Consider the following 23,563-nt stretch of genomic DNA (forward strand, 5'->3'; position numbering starts at 1 on the left):
TAAGAGTATCGGCAGCTCTTTTAACACTTGCTTAAGAGTATGTGAAGTAAGTTTATCGCCGATTCACACCTATGATCAGTATCAGGCATATTTTCAGGAACAAATTAGTGCTGGTGGCCGCTCATGTGGCTGCATGGACCTGTCTTTTCCTGTTCCCTTTTTTTATATACCGCATCAGGGTGGAAGATCATTCCTTTTACCTGAAAGAAGCGATCAACACGTTATTTATCATCGGGCTTTTTTACCTGAATATATACGTGCTGATACCACGCTTTTTCACACTGAAACGGATCGGCATCTATATCGGTTTTGTGATGCTTTCGCTGTTGTTCATCGGCGCGCAGCAGGCGCTGGTGGAGTACCAGTTCATGAAAAGGATCATGGCGTTTAAGATGGGCGCTGTGGGCATGGCGGTGACAGGCCCGGGCATGATGCTGCCCGCGCGGGGCAAGATGCTGATCACCGGCGGCGCTATCATGGACGATGATCAGGGGCCGGAGCTGCATATTGCGCAATTTGCACGCCCGTCTCCCGGGTGGCGCAGGCGGGCTATCCTGGACTACAGGAACTCCAGGCCCGTGATAGCGACCGTTGGGATGGATTCTATGGCTACCATGACCGCCACTATGGCCGCGCCTGCCACGCCTTTTGGAGACAGGCTGTTCATCCGGCATTTCTTTTTCCCGGAGATATTCCGCAAGAGCGCCACGTTCACGCTGCTGATGCTGTTTATGAGCGGGTTTATCAAAATAGGATTAGAGTGGTTCAAAAGTGAAAAACAAAGAGAAGAGCTGAAGCTGGCCAACCTGAATGCGGAGCTGAAGTTCCTGAAGTCGCAGATCAATCCGCACTTTTTATTTAACAGCCTGAACACGATCTATTCACTGGCGCATCGCCGCTCGCCGGAGACGGAACATGCGCTGGTAAAGCTTTCCAATATCCTCCGGTATATGATCTACCAGAGCAACGAGGATAAGGTACAACTGAGCAGCGAGCTGCGGTACCTGCAGGATTACATTGACATACAACGCTTACGCATGACGCGCAACATACCCGTGGAATTCAGCCAGGATGGCGATGCCTCGGGGCTTGAAATTGCGCCGATGCTGCTGATCCCCTTTGTGGAGAATGCGTTCAAACACGGGGTCAGCTACAGGGAAGAAGCATTCATCAACATCCGCCTGCACATAGAGCCAGGGGGCATTCTGCACCTGGTGGTGCGCAACCGGTTGTTCAAACAGCGGGTGGCGGAAAAAGGGGGAGTAGGTTTAAACAATGCACTGAAACGGTTGAGTTTATTATATCATGATGCACATACCATAACTGTCCGCGAGCATGGAGATGAATATATTGCTGACCTTAAAATTGCATTGAAACATGATGAAGTGCTTAGCGTTGGATGATGAGCCGCTGGCTCTGGAGATCATTGCAGATTTTGCCGCCAAGGCGCCTGTGCCCATGCAGCTGAAAACTTTCGAGAATGCTGCGCTCGCCTTGAAATATCTGCAGGAAGAGCCTGTGGACCTGATCTTCCTTGACATTAAAATGCCGGACATTACCGGCATACAATTCCTTAAATCGCTGAAACATCCGCCGATGGTGATCTTCACCACCGCTTACGAAGAGTATGCGCTGGATGGGTTTGAGCTGGATGTGGTGGATTATTTATTGAAGCCTATTCCTTTCGAACGGTTTATGAAAGCGGTGACCAGGGCGCAGGAATATTTCAGCGTACTGCAGCCGCGGCCGACGGAAACCGATTATATCTTCGTCAAAACAGAGTACAAGATCATCAAGATCAATCTGGAAGATATCCTTTACATCGAAGCCCTGAAAGATTACATTAAGATCTACACAGCGCACCAGCCGGTGCTTACGCTCAAAAGCCTGAAGTCATTCGAAAGCCGTCTTCCCAAAGACAAGTTCATGCGCGTGCACCGCAGCTATCTTGTAGCGATGAACAAGATCAATTCCGTGGAGCGGAATACGGTGATGATCGCAAACCAGTCCATCCCGATCAGTGAAGGATACAGGGACCGGTTTTATGATGTGATCACGCGGTATTCGTGATGAGTGAGTCTGCCATCGTGAAAAGAAATATGTGAAAATTGCTTCCCCCTTTCTGAATCGGTTTTGTGTCTTAATAGATAGAAAACCTATTAGACATGACTTCATTTTATGACTTGGATTATCTCATTGAATTGAATGAGAAGAGACTGGAGCAATATGCCAGCGCTTATCAAAAGTATTTGGAAAGATTTACCGTTCTCTTAGTGATCTATTCCGCGTTTGCGATCTTTTTAGTACCTATTATTGAGGCAATATACTTCTCTGATGTTGGCTGTTATTGGCTGCATAGTTTGTCTTTTTATGTTTTTGTATTCTTGGTTGGATATTCGCTGTTTTATACGGTAAGGCTTTTGATACCTACGGACGTCCGGCATCTTCTGGAACCGCGGGACTACTATCTGACGCAACGGGAGAAGTATGAGGCCATAAACGAAGATCAAAGCCAAACCGATTCGTTTCTGAAAGCGGCGTATATTTATGAATTGCAGATCGCAGTGAACATCAACAGACTGAACCTGGAAAGAAAAACGTTGTTCTACCGCAAGGCGTTTTCATTGGGCGCATTTGCCATAATACCTTATGTCGTATGTTTAGGCTTTCATTTAGGAACTAAGAAAGATGATATTCAGAAGGTAGAAATTGTTAATAAATTCAGTAACTTTATAAAAACGCCATAAAATGGTAAAGGAAAAAAACAAATTGCAAGAAAAGGAGTCGTCCAAACCCATTATTAACTTACCCGGGATTAGAAATGAAATGGTTAAAGATCCAGGCTATTTTGCTATCACAGAAGGCTTTTATTTTGGCTTTGTGAATGATTTCTGGCAGGGAATAAAAAAAGTATTACATAAAATAGGCGTTCTGTAGGAACGTACTTCTTTTTATATCAAACAAAAACCGCTTCAGCCCTACGGCCCAAGCGGTTTTTTTAATTATTCATCCTTCAGATCAATCAGATCAACTCCTTCAACTTCTCCACCACCTTATCCACCTCTTCCTTCGTGTTATGCCTTGAGAACGAGAACCGCACCGCGACCCTGTTGGGATCATTGTTGATGGCGCGGATCACGTGAGAGCCTGCATCCGCACCGGAGGTACACGCGCTGCCGCCTGATGCGCAGATGCCGTTGATGTCCAGGTTAAAAAGCAGCATTTCGCTCTTTTCAGACTTGGGGAAAGAAGCGTTCAGCACGGTGTAAAGGCTGCGGCCAAAGAGGTCGCCGTTGTAGCTGAAGCCGGGAATATGTTTTTGCAGCTGCTCTGCCATGTACAGGCGGAGGCTGTTGATATACTGGCTATGTTCTTCGAAGTGTTCGGTGGCAAGCTCCAGCGCTTTGGCAAAACCGACGATGCCGTACAGGTTTTCCGTGCCTGCGCGCATGTTCCTTTCCTGTGAGCCGCCCTGGATGTAGGGAGTGATCTTGACATTTTCGTTGATATAAAGAATGCCCACACCTTTCGGGCCATGGAACTTATGACCGGCCCCGTTGATGAAATGAACGGGTGTGTTGCGCAGGTCGAAAGGGTAGTGGCCTACGGTCTGTACGGTGTCCGAATGGAAAATGGCATCGTATTCCTTGCAAAGGTTGCCTACGGCGTGGAGGTCCAGCAGGTTGCCGATCTCGTTGTTCGCATGCATGAGGGATACGAGGCATCTTTCTTTGGAGCCGGCCAGCAGGGCGCGGAGGTCTTCCATGTCCACGTGGCCGTCAGGCAGCAGCTTCACCCAGGATACTTTCACGTCTTCCTTGTGGCCGGCGTTCTCTACCGTATGAAGGGTGGCATGGTGCTCGATGGGGGAGGAAATGAGGTGGCGGCAGCCGAGGTCGCGGATGGCGGCGGTAATAGCGGTATTGCTGCTTTCCGTGCCTCCGGAGGTGAAAAATATCTCGCCGGGGTGCGCTCCGAGTATCTTTGCAACGGTCTTACGGGCATTTTCAATTCCCAGGCGCGATTCGCGTCCATAGGAGTAAATGGAGGACGGGTTGCCGAACTTTTCGGTCATATAAGGCAGCATCGTGTCCAATACTGCCTTGTCAAGCGCCGTGGTGGCGGCATTGTCGAAGTAGATCCTTTCCAATTTCTTGCGGTGGTTTGGTTTTTGACTAAAAGCGCCACAAATTTAAGGAATTAGCCATAAACAAAAACGGATGACGGTCTATTCCGTCATCCGCTCATGTATATTTAAGTCTATAGGAATTATATAAATTCCTTAATGTCCTGCATGATCTTGCGGGCAATGTTGTCCGCGGTGGTCTCATTCTGGCTTTCCGCATAGATACGGATGATAGGCTCCGTATTGGAAGTGCGCAGGTGCACCCAGTCCTTGTCGAATTCGATCTTCAGGCCGTCTTCTGTGTTCTGGGGCTGGTTTTTATACTTACCCTTGATCTTTTCGAAGATCTCTTTTACGTCAATCCCTTTGTCCAGTTCGATCTTATTCTTGGAAATAAAATAGTCCGGATAGGAATTGCGGAGGGCTTTCATGCTCTTTTTGGTCTGGGCCAGGTGGCTCAGGAACAGGCCGATGCCGATGAGGGCATCGCGGCCGTAATGCAGGTCCGGTACAATGATGCCGCCGTTGCCTTCGCCGCCGATCACGGCGTTTACGGCTTTCATGCGGTTCACCACGTTCACTTCGCCTACGGCTGAAGGATGGTATTCACCACCGTTTTTGAGGGTGATGTCTTTCAGGGCCTGCGTAGAGCTGAGGTTGGACACGGTATTGCCTTTCCTGTGTTTCAGCACATAATCCGCAACGGCCACCAGGGTATATTCCTCGCCAAACATGCTGCCGTCTTCGCATACAAAACAAAGGCGGTCCACGTCGGGGTCCACGGCGATGCCGAAGTCCGCCTGCGTTTTATTCACCTCGTTGGAGAGCGCTGTCAGGTTTTCGGGGAGGGGCTCGGGGTTATGGGAAAACTTGCCGTTCACTTCGCCGAACAGTACGGTTACTTCATCCACGCCCAGGGCTTTCAGCAAAGCGGGAACGTAAATGGCGCCGGTGGAGTTTACAGCGTCCACCACCACTTTGAAGTTGGCGGCTTTGATGGCGGCCACGTCTACCAGCGGGTAGTTCACGATCAGGTCCACGTGTTTCTGGAGGTAAGTATCGTCCGTGCGATAGGTGCCGAGCTTTGATACGTCCGCAAATACAAAATCTTCTTTGGCTGCGATGTCCAGCAGTTCCGCGCCGTCCGCTCCGGAGATGAATTCGCCTTTGGCGTTCAGCAGTTTCAGGGCGTTCCATTCCCTGGGGTTATGGCTGGCGGTAAGAATGATGCCGCCTGCGGCCTGCTCCATGGTTACGGCAATTTCTACCGTGGGAGTAGTGCTCAGGTCCAGGTCCACCACGTCAATACCCAGGCCATTCAAAGTGGATACCACAAGGTTTTTGACCATTTCTCCGGAAATGCGTCCGTCCCGCCCGATCACTACCTTCCTGTTCTCGGCGTTTTGCCTCAACAGCCAGGTGCCATAGGCGGCGGTGAATTTCACAACATCAAGGGGAGAAAGGCCTTCTCCCGGTTTACCGCCGATCGTTCCACGAATGCCCGAAATTGATTTAATCAGTGCCACAATTGTTGGATTTTTTTAGGACTGCAAAGATAGTCGATTAGAACTTTATCCCACCTGTTAATTTGCCGTGAACAAAGCATTAAATACTAGTTACCGCATTTAGGCTATATTTGCAGCTACGTATAAAATTTAACGAGAATATAATATAATGATTCATCTTTGGTCGCGTATACCCAGGTACATCCGGTATATATTCATGCAAACCCTGTACCTTTTCGGATTCCTGGTTTTCTGGCGCGTGATCTTCTACAGCTTCTTTTTTACCAGCACCATTCATGACGCCGCTGTGATCATGAGGGCCTGGGGCCTCGGGCTGAAGTTCGACCTGCGGCTCACGCTCATCCTCATGATCCCCATGGGCCTCATTGCAGTGATTGCGCGGGACAGGCTTTTTGGCACCGGCGCGCTCCGCCGCATCAATTACTGGTATTTTTTCATCATATATCTCCTGCTTACCCTCTTTTACGTGACGGACCTGGGGTATTACAGTTACCTCGGCCTGCGGATAGACCCTTCTGTTATGCGATTCCTGGCGCCGGGAGAAAGGCTTACCAATGCCCGCATGCTCTGGGAAAGTTACCCCATAATTTGGGGCGTATTGGGCATTGTACTGCTGCTGGCGTTGATAAACTGGAGTGTGCGCTGCATTTTCCGCCGTTACGCAGGCAAAGAAGGTATAGCGGTGCGCCCTCGCCGGTATGCCGTATGGGTGGTAGTACTGGTATTGCTTTTCAGCGCCGGGATATACGGGAATGTGGCTTATTTCCCTCTCCGGTGGAGCCAGGCCATGTTCACGCGGGACAACGGCATCACCAGCCTTGCTCTTAACCCGGTCACCTATTATATATCCAACCTTTCCGTGCGGGAAGAGTCGTTTGACCGGAAGCTGACCAGGCAGTATTATGAGCCTGTAGCGGAATACCTGGGGGTGGACAATCCCGACCCTGAAAAACTGAATTACGCCCGGAGCTTTCCGGGAGACAGCTTGAAGCCACGCCAGAACGTAATCATCGTAATGCTGGAATCGGGGGGCGCGGCCATGATGAGCATGTTCAACAATCCCATGCAAGCCACGCCCAACCTGCAAAAACTGGCGGACGAAGGGCTTTTCTTCGAAAATTTTCATGTGCCCGCTATGAGCACAGCCCGGACCGTTTTTGGCGTAACCACCGGCCTGCCGGATATATTCAAGTTCAAAACTGCCAGCCGCCACCCGACCATTGTGGACCAGCGGGTGATCATGGACCAGTTCGACGGCTATGAAAAATATTACCTTCTTGGAGGAAATACCAACTGGGCCAATATCCGCGCGGTGTTCACCAATAATGTCAATGGCATAAAGATTTACGAGGAAGGTTATTTCAAAGCGCCAAAGGCGGACGTATGGGGCGTTTCGGACTTCGACCTCATCACCGAGTCCGACGAGATATTTAAAGCGGCGCATGACCGGAAACAGCCGTTCATCGCCTACCTGCAAACGGCGGATAACCATGAGCCTTATACCACTACCGAAGGAAAAGGGGATTTCAGGAAACTGACGGGAAAAGATATTGATGTGGCGGCTTTTAACAAAAGCGGTTTCCTCTCCATAGACCAGCTGAACGCCCTGCGTTATATGGACTATAACATTGGTTACCTCATGGAAAAGGCCGCGCAGAGCGGTTACCTGGACAATACCATTTTTGTGTTCTTCGGCGATCACAGCGCCCGGCTTAACCCGTTCAAACACATGCCCTTGCCGGAATACGAGATGGGCACCTTCGTGGATCATGTGCCCTGCATCATCTATAACCCGAAGCTGCTGAAACCGCGGAAGATCACCCGCATGGGCAGCCTGCTGGACGTGTATCCCACCGTGGCGAGGCTGGCCGGCATCCCTTTTACGAACTATACCATGGGTGTGGATATGCTGGACACCACCTACCAGGGAGAACGGTATGCCTTTATCACTTACACGCGCAACCTGCAATCGTTTTATGCATTACAGGGCCAGCAGTATCTTTGCGAGATCGGACTGGAATCGGGCGAGATGAAATTATACGACCTGAAAGCCGATCCATTCAGAGATATAAAGGATCAGCGGCCTGAAATTGCGGCCGGCCTGGATAAATTAACGCGGGGTTTTTACGAAAGCTCCCGATATTTGATGTTTAACAACAAGAAACCGAGATAATACAGCGCACGAGAATGGAAGTTCCGAAACAATGGTTCAAAGACTGGTTTAATTCACCTTATTATCACCTTTTGTACAGCAACAGGGATGAGAGGGAAGCGTCTTCATTTATTGACAAACTGGTGGAATACCTGCACCCGGCGCCCGGCGCCCTTATGCTGGACGTGGCCTGCGGCAAGGGCAGGCATGCCAAATATCTCGCGGACAAAGGATTTAACGTAACCGGCATAGACCTCTCCGAGGAAAGTATCGCGGCCGCCCGCAAGCTGGAGAATGAACATCTCAGTTTTTTTCAGCACGATATGCGCCTGCCGTTCAGGATCAATTACTTCGACGTAGTGTTTAACTTCTTCACCAGCTTCGGGTATTTCGAAACGCGCCATGAGAACGACAATGCGCTGCGTACCCTGGCAAACTCCATGAAACCCGGGGGAAGACTGGTGCTGGACTACCTGAACAGCCCCTACGTAGCCGCCCACCTGGTAGAAAATGAGGTGAAAGAGCTGGACCATGTGGTGTTTGACATTCACCGGGAAATGGAGGGCAGCAAATTCCTCAAAAAGATCCACATACTCGATAAAAAACAATTACTGCGCGCCACTTTTACCGAAAGCGTGAGCGCTTTCAGACGGAAGGACTTTGAGGAAATGTTCGCGCTGCAGGGATTGCGGATCACCGACGTGTTCGGTGACTATCATTTTAATATCTTCGATGAGGAGCACTCCCCGAGGCTTATTCTTATTGCACAAAAACCGCTTGGCTGATGAACGACCTGCTTACCTGGGACCTGAAGCTGTTCTTTTATATCAATGGCAAATGGACGAACGGGTTATTTGATTTCCTGCTGCCCTGGATGCGCGAGCCGTATTTCTGGGCGCCGCTGTACCTGTTCCTGCTGATCTTTGTACCGTATAACTTCCGGTGGAGGGGTTTTTTCTGGCTGGTGTTTTTTATCATCACTTTCGCCATTACGGATCAGTCCAGCTTGTTTTTCAAGAACCTGGTGGGTCGCCTGCGGCCGGGAAACGACCCGGTGATAGCCCCGTACGTGCGGGTGCTGGTGGATTATTATCCCCGGAGCGGCAGTTTTACGTCCTCCCACGCCGCCAACCATTTCGGGCTGGCGATGTTTTCTTTTATAACTTTAAGACCCCAGATCGGGAAATGGGCCTGGCTTTTTTTCGTGTGGGCGGCCGTGATAGGTTATTCACAGGTATACGTAGGCGTGCATTACCCGCTTGATATTGTGGGCGGTGCGCTGCTGGGTATGCTGGCCGGCCTGCTGAGCGGAGGGTTTTTTCAACGAAGGATCAGACTGGAGCTGGAACAGACAACATGAACTTAACATACCTGATATTAATACTGGCCGCCACCATCGGCGGGGGTATGATCCCCATGCTTTTCAGAAAGGTGCACCCCAATCTGCCTATTTACCTGCTGGCATTTACGGGCGCTTTTCTTTTCGGGATCACTATTATGCATCTACTCCCCGAAGTGTACCACGAGCTGGGGCATTCCGCGGGCATTTATATCGTCCTGGGCTTCTTTTTACAGGTTTTTCTACAGCAGTTGAGCCACGGTATGGAGCATGGGCATACCCATCTGCCATCCACCGGCGGCGGCCATCAGCATGTGGCGGTGCTGCCGCTGCTCATAGGCTTGTCCATACATGCTTTTATGGAAGGTATCCCTTTGGGGTTCCATTACGAGGACCAGTCCGCCCTTCCCTCCCTGATGCTGGGCGTCATGGCGCATAAAGTGCCGGAAGCGCTCACCCTGATCACCGTGATGATACATGCGCATCAGTCAAAGACGCAATTATGGAGGATACTGGTTATTTTTTCATTGATCACTCCTTTATCCGCTATACTCGCCGCGCAGCTGGGCAGGGAATTTGAAGTTGTCACAAATTCGCTGGTATACCTGGTGGCATTGGTTGTAGGTGCCTTTCTGCACATCTCCACCACCATCTTTTATGAAAGCGGAACCAAACATCATGAACTGAGCCGTCAGAAGGTGTTGGCCATCGCAGCCGGCATCACTTTAGCTTTTGTTACACTGATATTTGAATAATTAATTATTTTTAGGCTTAATATTATGGAAGTCGTCATTATCCTCGTCCTTATTTTGCTCAACGGTATCTTCTCAATGGCGGAGATAGCCCTGGTTTCCGCACGAAAAGTGCGGCTTGAGAATTCAGCCAGGCAAGGGGACGAAAAAGCCAAAGCCGCTCTTAAATTATCCAATAGCCCGGATACATTCCTTTCTACCGTACAGATAGGGATTACGCTGATCGGTATTTTAACCGGTTTGTACTCCGGCGAACAGCTGAAAGAGGACGTAAAAGCCTTTTTCCTGGACATCCCGCTCCTGGCCGCTTACGCCAATGGCCTTGCCACTGCCGTGATCGTAATAGGCGTCACCTATTTCACCCTCGTACTGGGGGAGCTGCTGCCCAAAAGGATAGGGCTGGCAAACCCCGAAGCGATCGCGAAACTGGTGGCCAAGCCCATGTACTTCATTTCCCGCCTTACTTTCCCCTTCGTATGGCTGTTGAGCCGCTCCACCACCGCGCTGGTAAAGATCATCGGGCTCAAACGCTCGTCTGACAGCAATGTGACGGAAGAGGAGATCAAGGCGATCATCTCCGAAGGCACTTCATCAGGCGCCATCGAGGAAACCGAACAGGAGATCATCGAACGCGTGTTCCACCTCGGGGACCGCAATATCACCTCCCTTATGACCCACCGGACGGATATCATCTGGCTGGACATCCACGAGGAAGGAGAAAGCTACAAACGTAAGATCAAAGCCGCCCCGCACTCTGTTTACCCCGTATGCGAGGGCCAGATAGACCATATCAAAGGCATTCTGACCATCAAAGACCTTTATGCCGCCGGAAACCTGGCTGTGCTGAGGGACATTATGCGCAAACCCCTCTTCATCCCGGACAACAATACCGCCTACCAGGTGCTGGAGAAGTTTAAGGAAACCCAGGTACACGCCGCTTTTATCGTGGACGAATACGGCACTTTCCTGGGTATGATCACCCTGAACGACATCCTGGAAGCCATCGTGGGCGATATGCCCGAAACCGGCCAGGATGATTACAACATGATAAAACGGGATGATGGCTCCTATCTCATTGACGCTCAGATACCTTTCTACGATTTTCTCAGTGAATTTGACATGGAAGACCTCATGGCGGAGTTCGAACAGGAGTTCGATACCCTGGCCGGCTTTATCCTTCATCACCTGGAGCATATTCCCCAAACGGGTGAAAAACTGGAATGGAGGGACTTTACCTTCGAAATTGTAGATATGGACGCCCACCGTATTGATAAAATATTAGTGACTCCCCCTGAAAATATAGCAGAAGAGTAATACATTTACATCAGAAAACGCTGTCCGGCAGCGTTTTCATGTGTTTGACGCCGACTATATAACCGAAAGAACGGGAACCTGCAACAGCGAATAAACTAGTTGAATGCCAAGCCGGTAACAATAAAGTTATCAGTGATAAAAATTTTATAGGGGATATTAGAAAAAATCCGTCTTTATACTATTTTTGAGCACTTTTTTACATAAACAAATAATTTAATTTAAGATAATGGTCGTACTTGGAAGTAAGGTGCTTTCTTTGGAAGAAGTGCATAGAGTACTGTTTGAAGGGGAGGAGCTTGTTTTGGACGAAGCCGCTGTAAAGAATGTGAATGACAACTTTGAGTTCCTGAAAAATTTCTCATCAAAAAAGCTCATTTACGGCATAAATACAGGTTTTGGCCCGATGGCCCAATACCGCATCCCTGAAGAGGATACTTTCCAGCTGCAATACAACCTGATCCGCAGCCATAGCTCAGGAGCCGGCAAATGCCTTGCTCCCGTGCTCACCAAAAGCCTCATGATAGCGCGCCTCAGCAGCTTCATGCAGGGTTTCTCCGGGGTGCACACAGACCTTGTGTACCTCCTGCGCGATATGATCAACCACAACATTTACCCTTGTATATATGAACACGGCGGCGTAGGCGCCAGCGGCGATCTCGTGCAGCTTGCCCATCTCGCCCACGCACTGATCGGCGAAGGCAACGTGCTGTATGAAGACGAGATCCACCCGGCAGCCGTGATATTTGCACAGCTTGACCTCAAACCGCTGGACGTGCACATCCGCGAAGGCCTCGCCGTGATCAACGGTACCTCCGCTATGACGGGCATTGCCCTGGTGAACATCATCGAAGCGCGCAAACTCCTGCTCTGGAGCTGTAGTCTCAGCGCCATGATCAACGAAGTGGTGGAGGCGTTTGACGATCACCTGAGTCATGAGCTGAACGTAGTGAAACGCCACAACGGCCAGAACAAAGTGGCCGAAATGATGCGCGGTATGCTGCAAGGCAGCAAAATGATCCGCCACAGGCCCGATCACCTGTATAAAGAACTGGAAGAGGAGATATTTAAAGATAAAGTACAGGAATATTATTCGCTGCGCTGTGTGCCGCAGATCCTGGGTCCCATTTATGATACCCTCGTACATGCGGAAAATATCGTGGTGGGCGAGCTGAACTCGGTAAGCGACAATCCTGTGGTGGACCACCGTGCGAAGAACGTATTCCACGGCGGCAACTTCCATGGCGATTACATTTCGCTGGAGATGGACAAAGTGAAGATCGCCATGACGAAACTCTCCATGCTGAGCGAGCGCCAGCTGAATTACCTGCTGAACGACAAGCTGAACCACAAGTTTCCGCCGTTTATGAACCTCGGCAAGCTGGGCTTCAACTTCGGGATGCAGGGCGTACAGTTCACCGCTACATCCACCGTGGCGGAAAACCAGACCCTGAGTTTCCCCATGTATATACACAGCATCCCCAACAACAATGATAACCAGGATATCGTAAGCATGGGCTGCAACGCGGCACAGATGACCTACAAAGTGATAGAGAACACCTTCGAAGTGCTTACCGTGCAGGTAATGACCCTGCTGCAGGCGGTGGATTACCTCAATTGCCAGGAGCGCCTGGCGGGCTTCTCGCACAAAATCTATCAGGACATCAGGGCTATTTTCCCTAAATTTATTGAAGACGCTCCACGCTATGCTGATGTGCAGAAGATCAAAGCCTATCTGATGCGCCATGAACCTTCCCTGACGGAACCTGCCGTGGAGAAAAAACCTAAATCATCACCCGTACAATAATAGCAGAGAAGAATAAACATAAATAAGAACTGATGAAGCCGTAAGGCTCCATGAGACGAATAAAAAAAGACAAATAAGATCGAATGAAATGTGCTTTAGTAACAGGAGGTTCCAGGGGAATAGGAAGGGCGGTATGTATTAAACTGGCGGAACAGGGATATCACATCCTGATCAATTATAAAGGCAACACGGCTGCCGCGGAAGAAACGCTGGCAGCGGTACGCGCTAAAGGGACCGATGGCACCCTGATGCAGTTCAATGTGGGAAAGGAAGAAGAAGTGCAGAACGTATTGGGTGCATGGATAGACGCGAATAAAGACAAACAGATAGAAGTACTGGTGAACAATGCCGGCATCCGCCAGGATATGATGATGTTCCAGATGAGCACGGAAAATTGGAAAAACGTGATCGAGTCCAGCCTTGACGGGTTCTTTTACGTGACCAAACTGGTGCTCACCGGTATGTTGCTGAAACGTTACGGCCGTATTGTGAACATGGTGTCTTTGAGCGGCCTGAAAGGCACGCCCGGGCAAGTGAACTACAGCGCGGCCAAAGCCGGCCTGATAGGCGCCACCAAAGCGCTGGCGCAGGAAGTGGCCAAACGTAACGTAACGGTGAACGCTATTGCACCGGGTTTTATCAAAACGGACATGACGGACGGCCTGCCTGAAAAGGAACTTTCCGCCATGGTACCCATGCAACGTTTCGGAACGGCGGAGGAAGTAGCGGAAGCAGTGGCTTTTTTCGCTTCAAAAGGAGCGTCTTATATCACGGGAGAAGTGCTGAATATCAACGGCGGCCTTTACTCCTGATCAGGATACAGAGAAAAAATATTGTTTGGCCCGCATCCAATTAGCGGCATACAAAGATTAAAGCGCATGAACAGAGTAGTGATAACAGGAATCGGCATTTACTCCTGCATCGGCAAAGACCTGGAAGAGGTCCGGGAATCACTGTTCCAGGGCCGTTCCGGCATTGTGCTGGACGCAGAGCGCAAGCAGTTCGGCTACCGCTCCGGCCTTACCGGCTATGTAGCCCGTCCTGAACTGAAAGGACTGCTTGACCGCAGGGCCCGGCTGATGATGCCGGAGCAGGCGGAATATGCTTATATGTCCACCCGCGAGGCGCTCGCCAATGCCCGCATGGACCAGGATTATATCGACACAAAGGAAGTAGGCCTGCTGTTTGGCAACGACAGCTCCGCCAAACCTATCATAGAAGCCACGGACATCATCCGTGAGAAAAAAGACACCATGCTGGTGGGCTCCGGCTCCGTGTTCCAGACCATGAACTCCACCGTGAACATGAACCTGGCCACGATCTTTAAGCTCAAGGGCGTGAATTTCAGCGTGAGCGCGGCCTGCGCCAGTGGTTCCCATGCTATCGGCCTTGGTTATATGTTTATCCGCAACGGCCTGCAGGATGCGGTGATCTGCGGCGGCGCACAGGAAGTGAACAAATACGCGATGGGCAACTTTGACGCTATTGCGGCGTTTTCCGTAAAAGAAGACGAACCTACCAAAGCTTCCCGCCCCTTTGACCGCGACCGTGACGGCCTGGTGCCCAGTGGTGGCGCGGCCACGGTGATACTGGAAAGCCTCGAATCCGCCCAGCGCAGGGGAGCTGCTATCCTCGGCGAGGTGTTGGGGTATGGTTTTTCCAGCAACGGCGCCCACATCAGCAATCCCAGCGTGGACGGGCCCATGCGCAGCCTCGAAATGGCCCTGCGCGAATCCGGCCTGAACGCTTCAGAGATCGGGTACATCAACGCCCACGCCACCTCCACCCCCGCGGGCGACGCCAGTGAGGCCAAAGCCCTGGCCGCGATCTTTGAAAGCAGCAAAACCCCCATCAGCTCCACCAAAAGCATGACCGGGCACGAATGCTGGATGGCCGGCGCCAGCGAGATTGTTTACTCCATGCTCATGATGCAGAACGACTTCATAGCCCCGAACATCAATTTCGAGAACCCGGATGAAGATTCAGCCCGGTTAAATATCATCACGAATACAATTAATAAAAACTTTAATATATTTTTGTCTAATTCTTTTGGCTTTGGAGGGACAAACTCCTCCCTGGTAGTCAGGAAATGGCAATAAAAACCGGTATGCGGTGGTTATGGGCATAATTTGTATAATTTTGCCGGTAGCAGAGCCCCATATTGAGAAACGGGAATGCTTATTTGTCTAATCAACCTATATCTGGAGAACACACTTTTTTTTATGGAAATTAACGAGATTATCACACGAACGAATGCTTTTCTGGCAGAGGAATTTGAAGTTGCCGTGGAAAGCATTACCCCCGGGGCCGATCTGAAGGCCACGCTGGAGCTGGACAGCCTGGACTATATAGACCTGGTGGTGGCTATTGAGAATAACTTTGGTTTTAAAGTTAAACCCGAAGACTTTCAAGGTATTGTTACCTTCCAGGACTTCTATGATTATGTAATTGCCCGTGTTAAACAAAAAGAGTTGGTATAATGCCATCCTGGCAGGGTAAGTCCAAAGGAAATAAGCTGGGGTATAGGATCTTTATTGGTGTATTGCGTTATGGAGGAGTACGGCCGGCTTATTTTCTCCTGGGATTTGTTGCAAGTTACTACTGCCTTTTCTCCTATCGCTCTTCCAAATCCATTTTCCAGTATTTTCACAGAAAGGTTGGCTTCGGCCGTTTCCGCTCTTTCATTAGCGTGTACCGCAACTATTACGTGTTCGGGCAAACGCTGATAGACAAGATCGTGGTAATGGCGGGCATTCCCAACCGGTTCAGCTTCCGGTTTGACGGGGAAGAACACCTTCACGGGGTTGTTTCCGGCCAGAAAGGAGGCATTCTGCTCAGTGCCCACCTGGGTAACTGGGAAGTGGCCGGCCACCTGTTCACCCGTCTTAATACCCGTATCAATATCGTGATGTTCGACGGGGAGCATGAAAGGATTAAAAATTACCTGGAAGGCATAACAGGGGGGAGGAATGTAAATGTAATTGTTTTAAAGGACGATTTATCGCATATTTACGCCATCCACGATGCGCTGAGCAAGCAGGAACTGGTGTGTATGCATGCGGACCGCTTCCTGGAAGGAAATAAAACAGCGGAAATGCCGTTTCTCGGGGAAGCCGCGCGCTTCCCGGTTGGCCCTTTCCTGCTGGCTTCCACTTTCAGGGTGCCGGTTTCGTTCGTTTTTGCTTTTAAGGAAACCAGCAAACACTACCACCTGTATGCAACCCCGCCCAAAACATACCAGGGCGCAAAACAGGGAGGGCTCGAAGCATCCATGAAGGATTTTGTGGCGGTAATGGAAGAGAAAGTGCGGCAGTATCCGCTGCAGTGGTTCAATTATTATGATTTTTGGTCAAAACCGGGCTGAAAAAACTTCTCACAAGAGAAACGGCCATGCGAGGTTCCATCCGACCACTGAAAATAGATTATTAACGGATGAAAGACTGATATACCTGAATACCATGATCAACAAAGAAGACATAACGGAATACATTCCCCAGCGCCCCCCGATCGTGATGATCAGCCGCCTGCTGGAAGCAGGGGACAAAAATATCCGCACCGGTTTTGATATCGCGGAGGATAATGTATTTGTGCAGAACGGCACGTTCATGGCGCCCGGACTGGTGGAAAACATTGCGCAGACCGCCGCCGCGCGTATCGGGTATCTCGCCAAAAAACACAATGTGCCTGTGCCGCTCGGCTTCATCGGCGCTATCCAGAACCTGGAGATACTGGAACTGCCCCTCGCCGGCACCAGCCTCGAAACGGAGATCGTGATAGAGCATGAAGTGTTCAACGCTACGGTTATCCATGGTACCGTGAAACAGAACGGCCGCCTCATGGCCGAATGTGATATGAAGATTTTTGTGTCCCAAAATAAATAAGCAAAATGAAAATTAAACACCTAGCACTGCCCTTTGTGGCCCTGATGCTGACAGTAACCACAGTAACCGCCCAAACTGCCAAAGACGTATTTGACAAGTCAGTAAAACTGACTTACCTGGGAATCGATTTCACCAAAGCGAAAATCATTGGTGACGCAGCCCTCAAAACGGACGATATTCCGGAAACCCAGTACGCCAGCATTAACCAGAAAGTAGTAAACGAAGCAAAAAAATACACCATTGCCGAAGCGTTCAACAGGGAAGAAGTAAGCACGGACATTGGCCCTGTGAACAAAAGGAACGCGAAGATCGACGAGGACAATATCAAATCCGATAACTCCGACGATTACCAGGCGCTGACGCCCGACGACGTTAAATCGCTCGTGAGCGGTTTTGATTTCAACGGCAAAACCGGGCTGGGCCTGCTGCTTGTAATGGAAGGTTTTAACAAGACCAAAAAAGAGATCTCCACTTACGTAACGCTGGTGGATATGAAAGCAAAAAAAGTGCTGTTCACCGAACGCGTTACAGGCTCTCTGGGTGGCCGTTTTGGTGTGGCCTGGGGTTTTGCCAACCTCTACCTCACCGGCGTGAAAGCCGTGATAGACGACATCGAAAAGAAAAAGTTCAAAGAGTGGAAATCCACCTACGGCGGATAATTCATCAATTAGTATAAAACATTACATGCAACCTGTATTGACCGAGAGTGCTGAAGTTTTAATCCGGTTCAACGAAGCCGATCCATTAGGAATTGTATGGCACGGCCATTACATCCGGTATTTTGAAGACGGTCGCGAGGCATTCGGCAGTAAATACAGGTTGCGTTATTTAGACATTTTCGATCATGGGTACACCGTGCCCGTGGTGAACGTGGAATGCAATTATAAGCGGCCCCTCCGTTACGGGGACACCGTAGTGGTGGAAACCCGTTATGTGAACACTGAGGCCGCCAAGATCAGGTTTGAATACACCCTTTACAATGCGGGTACCCGCGAAGTGGTGTGTACCGGGTCTTCCATTCAGGTTTTCCTGGACAAAGAAGGGTCCATGTTACAACTCACCGTTCCGCCCTTCTTTGCGGAATGGAAAAAGCAGTGGGGTTTGATATGATGGAGGTTTTTGTAGCTGCGGGAAACATCGTTTCCCCGCTGGGAACAACCGCCCGTGAAAACTTTGACCGGGTGCGCGCAGGCGAAAGCGGCATCAGCCGTCAGCCCGAGGGGTTTTTTGCCTCCGTGATACCGGACGAAGTGCTGCAACCACTGGTAACAGCGTCAGGCCTTTCAGGCTACACAAAATTCGAGCAGCTGCTGATCCTGAGCATTCAGGATGCGCTGGCTCAGACAACTATCAGCCTGCGGGACAAACGCACGGCTTTTATTGTTTCTACCACCAAAGGAAACATTGCCCTGCTGGAACAGGGGCTGGGCGCGGACATCAAACCGATGCAGCTGCACCACACCGCCCTGAAAACGGCGGAATATTTCCAGGCGGCGAACCGCCCGGTAGTGATCAGCAACGCCTGCATCTCCGGCCTGCTGGCCATCCTGATCGGGCAGCGGATGATCCGCTCCGGCCAATACGACCACGCAGTGGTATGCGGCGCGGATGTGCTGACAAAATTCGTGCTCTCCGGCTTCCAGTCTTTCCAGGCTGTGAGCGACGAGCCCTGCCGCCCGTTTGACGCGGACAGGAAAGGCATTACGCTGGGCGAAGGCGCAGCCACGGTAGTTTTAACAAAGAACAAAACATTGTTGTGGGGAACAGACGCCATCCGCCTCGGCGAAGGCGCTTCCAGCAACGATGCCAACCATATTTCAGGCCCCTCCAGGACGGGCGCCGAACTTGCTTCCGCCATCACCAGGGCGATGCAGCAGAGCGGCGTTCAGCCCCCGGACATCGGGTTCGTATCCGCGCATGGCACCGCTACCCTTTACAACGATGAAATGGAAGCGAAAGCATTCCATTTATCGGGCCTGCAGCATGTGCCGGTGAACAGTCTTAAAGGGTATTACGGCCACACATTAGGTGCGGCCGGGCTCATAGAGGCTATCATTGGCATGTACAGCATGCAGGAGGAAGTAGTGATCCCCACCGCCGGCTTTGCTTCATCCGGAATCAGCCATCCCTTGATGGTGAGCAGTCAATTAGAGCCACGGCCCATGGCGCATTACATCAAAACGACCTCCGGCTTCGGAGGATGTAACGCTGCGATGGTGTTCAGTAAAGTGAAATTGTAAATCTTTAAAAAGCAGATCAAAGAGATGAATTTTTTTACCAAGGAAACAAAAACCGCATTACAGGCAAAAGAACAGGCGCTCTGGCTGGCATTCGCACCTATCGCTTTCCAGGCCTCCAAGGCGCTGAGAGACCTGGGCATTCTCCAGGTAGTGGCGGACAGTGGCATGAACGGTGTAACCATCGAAGAGATACTCGAACATGTGAAATTATCGCGTTACTCCGCCCGTGTATTGCTGGAAGCCGGTCTGGGACTTGAAATGCTGGTGGTGAACGACAAAAAGTACACCCTCACCAAAACGGGGTTTTTTATCCTGAGTGATACGCTTACCCGCATCAACATGGATTTTTCGCATGACGTATGTTATAAAGCCATGTTCCATTTGCAGGACAGCCTGACGGAAGGCAGGCCGCGCGGCCTGCAGGAGCTGGGGCCATGGGATACCATTTACCAGGGCCTTTCCATTCTCCCCGAACCTTCCCGCACCAGCTGGTTCAACTTCGATCACTATTATTCCGATCTCGCTTTTCCCGGCGTATTGCCCATCGTATTCGAACACTCTCCGAAATCGCTGCTGGACATTGGCGGTAATACCGGCAAATGGTCCATGGCCTGCGCCAAACACGATCCGGATGTACATATCACCATCATGGACCTGCCCGTGCAGGTAAATGTGGCCAGGAAAAATATCGCGGAAGCCGGCCTGGAAGACCGTGTTTCTTTCTACGAAACAAACATCCTCGACGAAAGCCTGCCCTTTGCGAAAGGTTTCGACGTGATCTGGATGAGCCAGTTCCTGGATTGTTTCTCCGAAACCGAGATCATCAGCATCCTGCGCCGTTGCAGGGAAGCGCTGAATGAAGGCGGCAGCGTATTTATCCTGGAGCCGTTCTGGAACAAACAGCAGTTCAAATCGGCTGCTTTCTGTTTACAGCAGACGTCACTTTATTTCACCGCCATTGCGAACGGCAACAGCCAGATGTACCATACAGACGATTTCTTCGCCTGCATCCGTGCCGCCGGGCTTGAGGTAGTGATGGAAAACAACAACGTGGGGCTGAGTTATACCCTGCTTCGTTGTGTGAAAGCTTAAGAAAATTTAAACCCTTTAATATGCAAACTGAAAAGGTGGATGTACTCGTAATCGGCGCCGGCCCTGCTGGAACGGTAGCCGCATCCATTATCAACAAAGCCGGCTATTCAGTTAAGATCGTCGAGAAGCTGAAATTCCCCCGCTTCGTGATCGGTGAAAGCCTTTTGCCACGCTGTATGGACGCCCTCACAGAGGCCGGCTTCATCGATGCCATCACGGAACGCGGCTTCCAGAAGAAATTCGGCGCCAAGTTCGTAAAGAACGGCAAGATTTGTGACTTCACCTTTGAAGAGCAGCATACCCCCGGCTGGACCTGGACCTGGCAGGTGCAGCGTGCGGATTTCGATCACACCCTTGCCCAAACCGTTGAAAAGATGGGGGTGCCGGTGGAATATGAAACAACCGTAACCGATATTAAATTTACCGGCTCCGATTCTGTAACAACCGTAGAAGACATCAACGGCAATAAAAAACAGATCGAAGCCCGTTTTATAGTGGATGGCAGCGGCTATGGCCGGGTAATACCCAGGCTGTTTAACCTTGAAAAACAATCCGTTCTCCAGCCCCGTAAAGCTCTTTTTGCGCATACGGAAGACATCCGCCGCTCCATGGCGGACGAGCCCAACCGAATTACGGCTGTTGTGCACGAAAAAGGTGTCTGGATCTGGATCATTCCCTTCTCCACCGGCGTTACGTCCGTAGGTTTCGTGGGTGATCACACCTTCCACGACCGCTTTGCCGGCACACCGGAAGAGCAGTTCCGCGCCATGCTGGATAAAGAGCCGTATACGAGGGAACGTTTCAAAGATGTGCCTTTTGTGTTCGAGCCGCGCAAGCTGGAAGCCTGGAGCGCCACCACGGATAAATTTTATGGCGAGGGATTTGTGCTTACCGGCAACGTGACAGAATTCCTGGACCCGATCTTTTCATCCGGCGTAACTTTGGCTACGGTATCCGCGCAAACGGCCGCCAAGCTGGTGATCAGGAAACTGAAAGGAGAAGCGGTGGACTGGGAAAAAGAATATATGGAACCTACCCTGCAGGGCGTGAACGTGTTCCGCTCTTACGTGATGGCCTGGTACGAAGGCACGCTGGACACTATTTTCTTCAGCAAAAATCCTGACCAGGAGATCAAACAGCAAATATGTTCCGTATTGGCCGGTTACGTGTGGGACCAGAGCAATCCTTACGTGAAAAATCATGAAGAAGGGCCTAAAAGACTGGCCCGTCTCATTGAACTGACCGAAAAACTAAACCCGACTGCGTGAGTAACAACGCATATATCACATCTGCCTGCGTGATCCGTAACAATACGGTGACGAAGAACGGCGAACCGGTATTTACATCAGACAATACCGGGCTGCCCGAGTTCCTGCGCAGCCTGTACGACCGCTACAGCGGGCAGTATCCGAAGTTTCACAAAATGGACCTGCTCAGCAAACTGGGCTGGGCCGCTACGGAAATACTGCTGCAGGATATGCCGATGGATATATACGTACCGGAAGACACCGGCGTGGTGCTGGCGAACACCAGCAGCAGCCTGGATACGGACGAACGTTATTATGAAACAGTCAGCGAAATAGCAAGCCCCGCTTTGTTCGTATACACCCTGCCGAACATCGTGATCGGCGAGATCAGTATACGGCACAGGTTCAAAGGCGAGAATGCATTTTTTATCGACGATCATTTCGATATTGAATTTATTACAGGGTACGTGCGGCAACTGCTGGATACGGGCGCTATCAACGCCTGCATCTGCGGCTGGGTGGAACAATACCACGCCGGTTATGAAGCCGCGTTGTACCTGGTGGAAAAAAACAGCCGCGGCATGGCATTGCCGTTCACCGCGGAACAGGCAGAAAAATTGTACAGATAACATAATATGGAAAAGTTGATGGCAGATCTGAAAGCCCAGATCATTCAGCAATTGAATTTGCAGGAAGTAAAACCGGAAGACATCGGGAACGACCAGCCTTTGTTCAAAGAAGGACTGGGACTGGATTCCATCGACGCATTGGAGCTGATCGTTTTGCTGCAGCAGCATCACAACATCCGTATTGCCAAACCTGAGGACGGGCCGAATATCTTTTATTCCGTGCGTACCATGGCCGAATATATTACCGCGGAGAAAAACAAGACCGCATGAACGGAAACGTATGGATAGCAGGCGGCGGCGTTATTTCCGGCATTGGTCATGATCTTGGCCAGTGCATGGTTGCATTTGAAGAAATGCGGCCGGGAATGAAAACGTTGCAGCACCTGCATTCCGTGCATGCCGATACCTTCCCGGTAGTGGAAGTGAAGGCGGGCAACGCGGAGCTGGCCCAAAAAGCAGGCATGCCTGCCCATTGGAGCAGGACCGCTTTGCTGAGCATGATCGCCGCCCGGGAAGCCTGGCAAAGCACCGGCCTCGGCGATATTGCCCAATACCGCGCGGGTTTTGTTTCTGCGAATACAGTAGGAGGGATGGACAAAACAGAAGACTTTATGAAAGCCTTCCTGGAAGATACATCCAAAGGCAGCCTGCGCGAAGTGGTGCATCATGAATGCGGTGCGGTAACGGAACTGGTGGCGGATGTTTTAGGTATCAGGCATCACGTATCCACCATCAGCACTGCCTGCTCATCCGGTGCAAACGCGCTGATGTACGGCTCGCGCATGATACGCGCGGGTATGCTGGATGTGGTGATCGCCGGCGGTACGGACGCGCTCACACGTTTTACGCTCAACGGCTTTAATACGCTGATGATACTGGATCAGCAGCCCTGCCGCCCGTTCGACGATACCCGCACGGGTCTGAATCTCGGCGAAGGGGCGGGTTACGTAGTGCTGGTATCAGACGAAATAGCGAAAAAGATCCAGCCATGGTGCCGGCTCAGCGGTTTTGCGAATGCAAACGACGCCTATCACCAGACGGCATCTTCGCCCGAAGGCACCGGCAATTTTATGGCCATGCAGGGCGCGCTGAAAATGAGCGGGCTGGCAGCTTCGGAGATTGATTACATCAACCTGCACGGCACCGGCACGCAGAACAATGACAGCTCTGAAGGACAGGCAGTGGAAAGGCTTTTTGCGCCCGCATATCCGCCCGCAAGTTCCACCAAGAGTTTTACCGGGCATACGCTCGGCGCCAGCGGCGGCATTGAGGCGGTTTTTTCCGCCTGGGCCCTCCGCGAAGGCATCATTTACCCGAACGCGAACTTTACCACCCGGATGAAAGAAATTCCATTCAGCCCGGTGACGGCCTTTTCGAAAGACAACAACCTGCGGCATGTAATGTCCAATTCATTCGGCTTTGGTGGTAATTGTTCAAGCCTGGTATTTTCAAAAGAATAAA

25 protein-coding genes are annotated in these 23,563 nt (G+C 50.9%); 23 read left to right on the forward strand and 2 right to left on the reverse strand.

Annotated elements, in window-relative coordinates:
• Positions 1-71 precede the first annotated feature (71 nt).
• The 4 genes from EG028_RS12845 (at position 72) to EG028_RS12860 (ending at position 2,937) form a co-directional block, all read left to right on the forward strand.
• Positions 72-1,403: a histidine kinase gene (locus EG028_RS12845; RefSeq protein ID WP_120516769.1), complete on the forward strand. Its 1,332-nt coding sequence runs from the start codon at positions 72-74 to the stop codon at positions 1,401-1,403.
• Entirely contained in the window at positions 1,378-2,070 is a 693-nt protein-coding gene (locus EG028_RS12850; protein ID WP_120516768.1) for a LytR/AlgR family response regulator transcription factor, read from the forward strand. The genes EG028_RS12845 and EG028_RS12850 overlap by 26 nt, the downstream gene beginning before the upstream one ends.
• 95 nt (positions 2,071-2,165) lie before the next feature.
• Complete coding sequence (locus EG028_RS12855; RefSeq protein ID WP_120516767.1) at positions 2,166-2,747, forward strand: hypothetical protein; 582 nt, start codon at positions 2,166-2,168, stop codon at positions 2,745-2,747.
• 1 nt (position 2,748) lies between these two features.
• The gene (locus tag EG028_RS12860) at positions 2,749-2,937 is read left to right on the forward strand and encodes a hypothetical protein (RefSeq protein ID WP_120516766.1); all 189 of its coding nucleotides are present in this window, start codon (positions 2,749-2,751) and stop codon (positions 2,935-2,937) included.
• A gap of 85 nt (positions 2,938-3,022) precedes the next feature.
• Here the strand turns inward: EG028_RS12860 and EG028_RS12865 are convergent, their stop codons facing one another.
• A complete protein-coding gene (locus EG028_RS12865; RefSeq protein WP_120516765.1) occupies positions 3,023-4,150 on the reverse strand; it encodes a cysteine desulfurase family protein in 1,128 nt (375 codons plus the stop codon).
• 119 nt (positions 4,151-4,269) lie between these two features.
• Complete coding sequence (gene glmM / locus EG028_RS12870) at positions 4,270-5,652, reverse strand: phosphoglucosamine mutase (RefSeq protein WP_120516764.1); 1,383 nt, start codon at positions 5,650-5,652, stop codon at positions 4,270-4,272.
• A 196-nt stretch (positions 5,653-5,848) separates the two neighbouring features.
• Here glmM and EG028_RS12875 point away from each other — a divergent pair, with 196 nt between their 5' ends.
• The 19 genes from EG028_RS12875 (at position 5,849) to EG028_RS12965 (ending at position 23,562) form a co-directional block, all read left to right on the forward strand.
• Positions 5,849-7,825 (forward strand): LTA synthase family protein, encoded by a 1,977-nt coding sequence (locus EG028_RS12875; RefSeq protein WP_162946470.1) that lies wholly within the window; start codon positions 5,849-5,851, stop codon positions 7,823-7,825.
• Positions 7,826-7,839: 14 nt separating this feature from the next.
• On the forward strand, positions 7,840-8,589 hold the full coding sequence (locus tag EG028_RS12880) for a class I SAM-dependent methyltransferase (RefSeq protein WP_120516762.1): 750 nt from the start codon (positions 7,840-7,842) through the stop codon (positions 8,587-8,589).
• On the forward strand, positions 8,589-9,164 hold the full coding sequence (locus EG028_RS12885) for a phosphatase PAP2 family protein (protein WP_120516761.1): 576 nt from the start codon (positions 8,589-8,591) through the stop codon (positions 9,162-9,164). The genes EG028_RS12880 and EG028_RS12885 overlap by 1 nt, the downstream gene beginning before the upstream one ends.
• Positions 9,161-9,898 carry a ZIP family metal transporter gene (locus tag EG028_RS12890; RefSeq protein ID WP_120516760.1) on the forward strand — a complete coding sequence of 246 codons (738 nt, stop codon included), beginning with the start codon at positions 9,161-9,163 and terminating at the stop codon, positions 9,896-9,898. Before EG028_RS12885 ends, EG028_RS12890 begins: the two co-directional genes overlap by 4 nt.
• Positions 9,899-9,922: 24 nt before the next feature.
• Positions 9,923-11,209 carry a hemolysin family protein gene (locus EG028_RS12895; RefSeq protein WP_120516759.1) on the forward strand — a complete coding sequence of 429 codons (1,287 nt, stop codon included), beginning with the start codon at positions 9,923-9,925 and terminating at the stop codon, positions 11,207-11,209.
• Between the two features lie 226 nt (positions 11,210-11,435).
• Positions 11,436-13,013, forward strand: coding sequence for an HAL/PAL/TAL family ammonia-lyase (locus EG028_RS12900; RefSeq protein WP_120516758.1), 1,578 nt, complete (start codon positions 11,436-11,438; stop codon positions 13,011-13,013).
• Between the two features lie 83 nt (positions 13,014-13,096).
• Complete coding sequence (gene fabG, locus EG028_RS12905) at positions 13,097-13,825, forward strand: 3-oxoacyl-ACP reductase FabG (protein ID WP_120516757.1); 729 nt, start codon at positions 13,097-13,099, stop codon at positions 13,823-13,825.
• Between the two features lie 66 nt (positions 13,826-13,891).
• The gene (locus tag EG028_RS12910) at positions 13,892-15,112 is read left to right on the forward strand and encodes a beta-ketoacyl-[acyl-carrier-protein] synthase family protein (RefSeq protein ID WP_120516756.1); all 1,221 of its coding nucleotides are present in this window, start codon (positions 13,892-13,894) and stop codon (positions 15,110-15,112) included.
• Between the two features lie 123 nt (positions 15,113-15,235).
• Positions 15,236-15,493 carry a phosphopantetheine-binding protein gene (locus EG028_RS12915; RefSeq protein ID WP_120517007.1) on the forward strand — a complete coding sequence of 86 codons (258 nt, stop codon included), beginning with the start codon at positions 15,236-15,238 and terminating at the stop codon, positions 15,491-15,493.
• Positions 15,493-16,377, forward strand: coding sequence for an LpxL/LpxP family acyltransferase (locus EG028_RS12920; RefSeq protein ID WP_120516755.1), 885 nt, complete (start codon positions 15,493-15,495; stop codon positions 16,375-16,377). The genes EG028_RS12915 and EG028_RS12920 overlap by 1 nt, the downstream gene beginning before the upstream one ends.
• Positions 16,378-16,471: 94 nt before the next feature.
• Positions 16,472-16,894 (forward strand): 3-hydroxyacyl-ACP dehydratase, encoded by a 423-nt coding sequence (locus EG028_RS12925; protein WP_120517006.1) that lies wholly within the window; start codon positions 16,472-16,474, stop codon positions 16,892-16,894.
• Between the two features lie 5 nt (positions 16,895-16,899).
• A complete protein-coding gene (locus EG028_RS12930) occupies positions 16,900-17,553 on the forward strand; it encodes a hypothetical protein (RefSeq protein ID WP_120516754.1) in 654 nt (217 codons plus the stop codon).
• A 25-nt stretch (positions 17,554-17,578) separates the two neighbouring features.
• Positions 17,579-18,004: an acyl-CoA thioesterase gene (locus tag EG028_RS12935; RefSeq protein ID WP_120516753.1), complete on the forward strand. Its 426-nt coding sequence runs from the start codon at positions 17,579-17,581 to the stop codon at positions 18,002-18,004.
• A complete protein-coding gene (locus tag EG028_RS12940) occupies positions 18,001-19,134 on the forward strand; it encodes a beta-ketoacyl-[acyl-carrier-protein] synthase family protein (RefSeq protein ID WP_120517005.1) in 1,134 nt (377 codons plus the stop codon). Before EG028_RS12935 ends, EG028_RS12940 begins: the two co-directional genes overlap by 4 nt.
• 24 nt (positions 19,135-19,158) lie before the next feature.
• Positions 19,159-20,226, forward strand: coding sequence for a methyltransferase (locus tag EG028_RS12945; protein WP_120516752.1), 1,068 nt, complete (start codon positions 19,159-19,161; stop codon positions 20,224-20,226).
• Positions 20,227-20,246: 20 nt separating this feature from the next.
• Positions 20,247-21,494: an NAD(P)/FAD-dependent oxidoreductase gene (locus EG028_RS12950; protein ID WP_120516751.1), complete on the forward strand. Its 1,248-nt coding sequence runs from the start codon at positions 20,247-20,249 to the stop codon at positions 21,492-21,494.
• Positions 21,491-22,102: a hypothetical protein gene (locus EG028_RS12955; RefSeq protein WP_185096817.1), complete on the forward strand. Its 612-nt coding sequence runs from the start codon at positions 21,491-21,493 to the stop codon at positions 22,100-22,102. The genes EG028_RS12950 and EG028_RS12955 overlap by 4 nt, the downstream gene beginning before the upstream one ends.
• A 6-nt stretch (positions 22,103-22,108) precedes the next feature.
• Positions 22,109-22,372, forward strand: coding sequence for a phosphopantetheine-binding protein (locus EG028_RS12960; RefSeq protein ID WP_120516750.1), 264 nt, complete (start codon positions 22,109-22,111; stop codon positions 22,370-22,372).
• Complete coding sequence (locus EG028_RS12965) at positions 22,369-23,562, forward strand: beta-ketoacyl-[acyl-carrier-protein] synthase family protein (RefSeq protein WP_120516749.1); 1,194 nt, start codon at positions 22,369-22,371, stop codon at positions 23,560-23,562. The genes EG028_RS12960 and EG028_RS12965 overlap by 4 nt, the downstream gene beginning before the upstream one ends.
• The last annotated feature ends 1 nt before the right edge of the window (position 23,563 follow it).

The sequence above is a fragment of the Chitinophaga barathri genome (assembly GCF_003807585.1).
In the GTDB taxonomy this organism is placed as follows: domain Bacteria; phylum Bacteroidota; class Bacteroidia; order Chitinophagales; family Chitinophagaceae; genus Chitinophaga; species Chitinophaga barathri.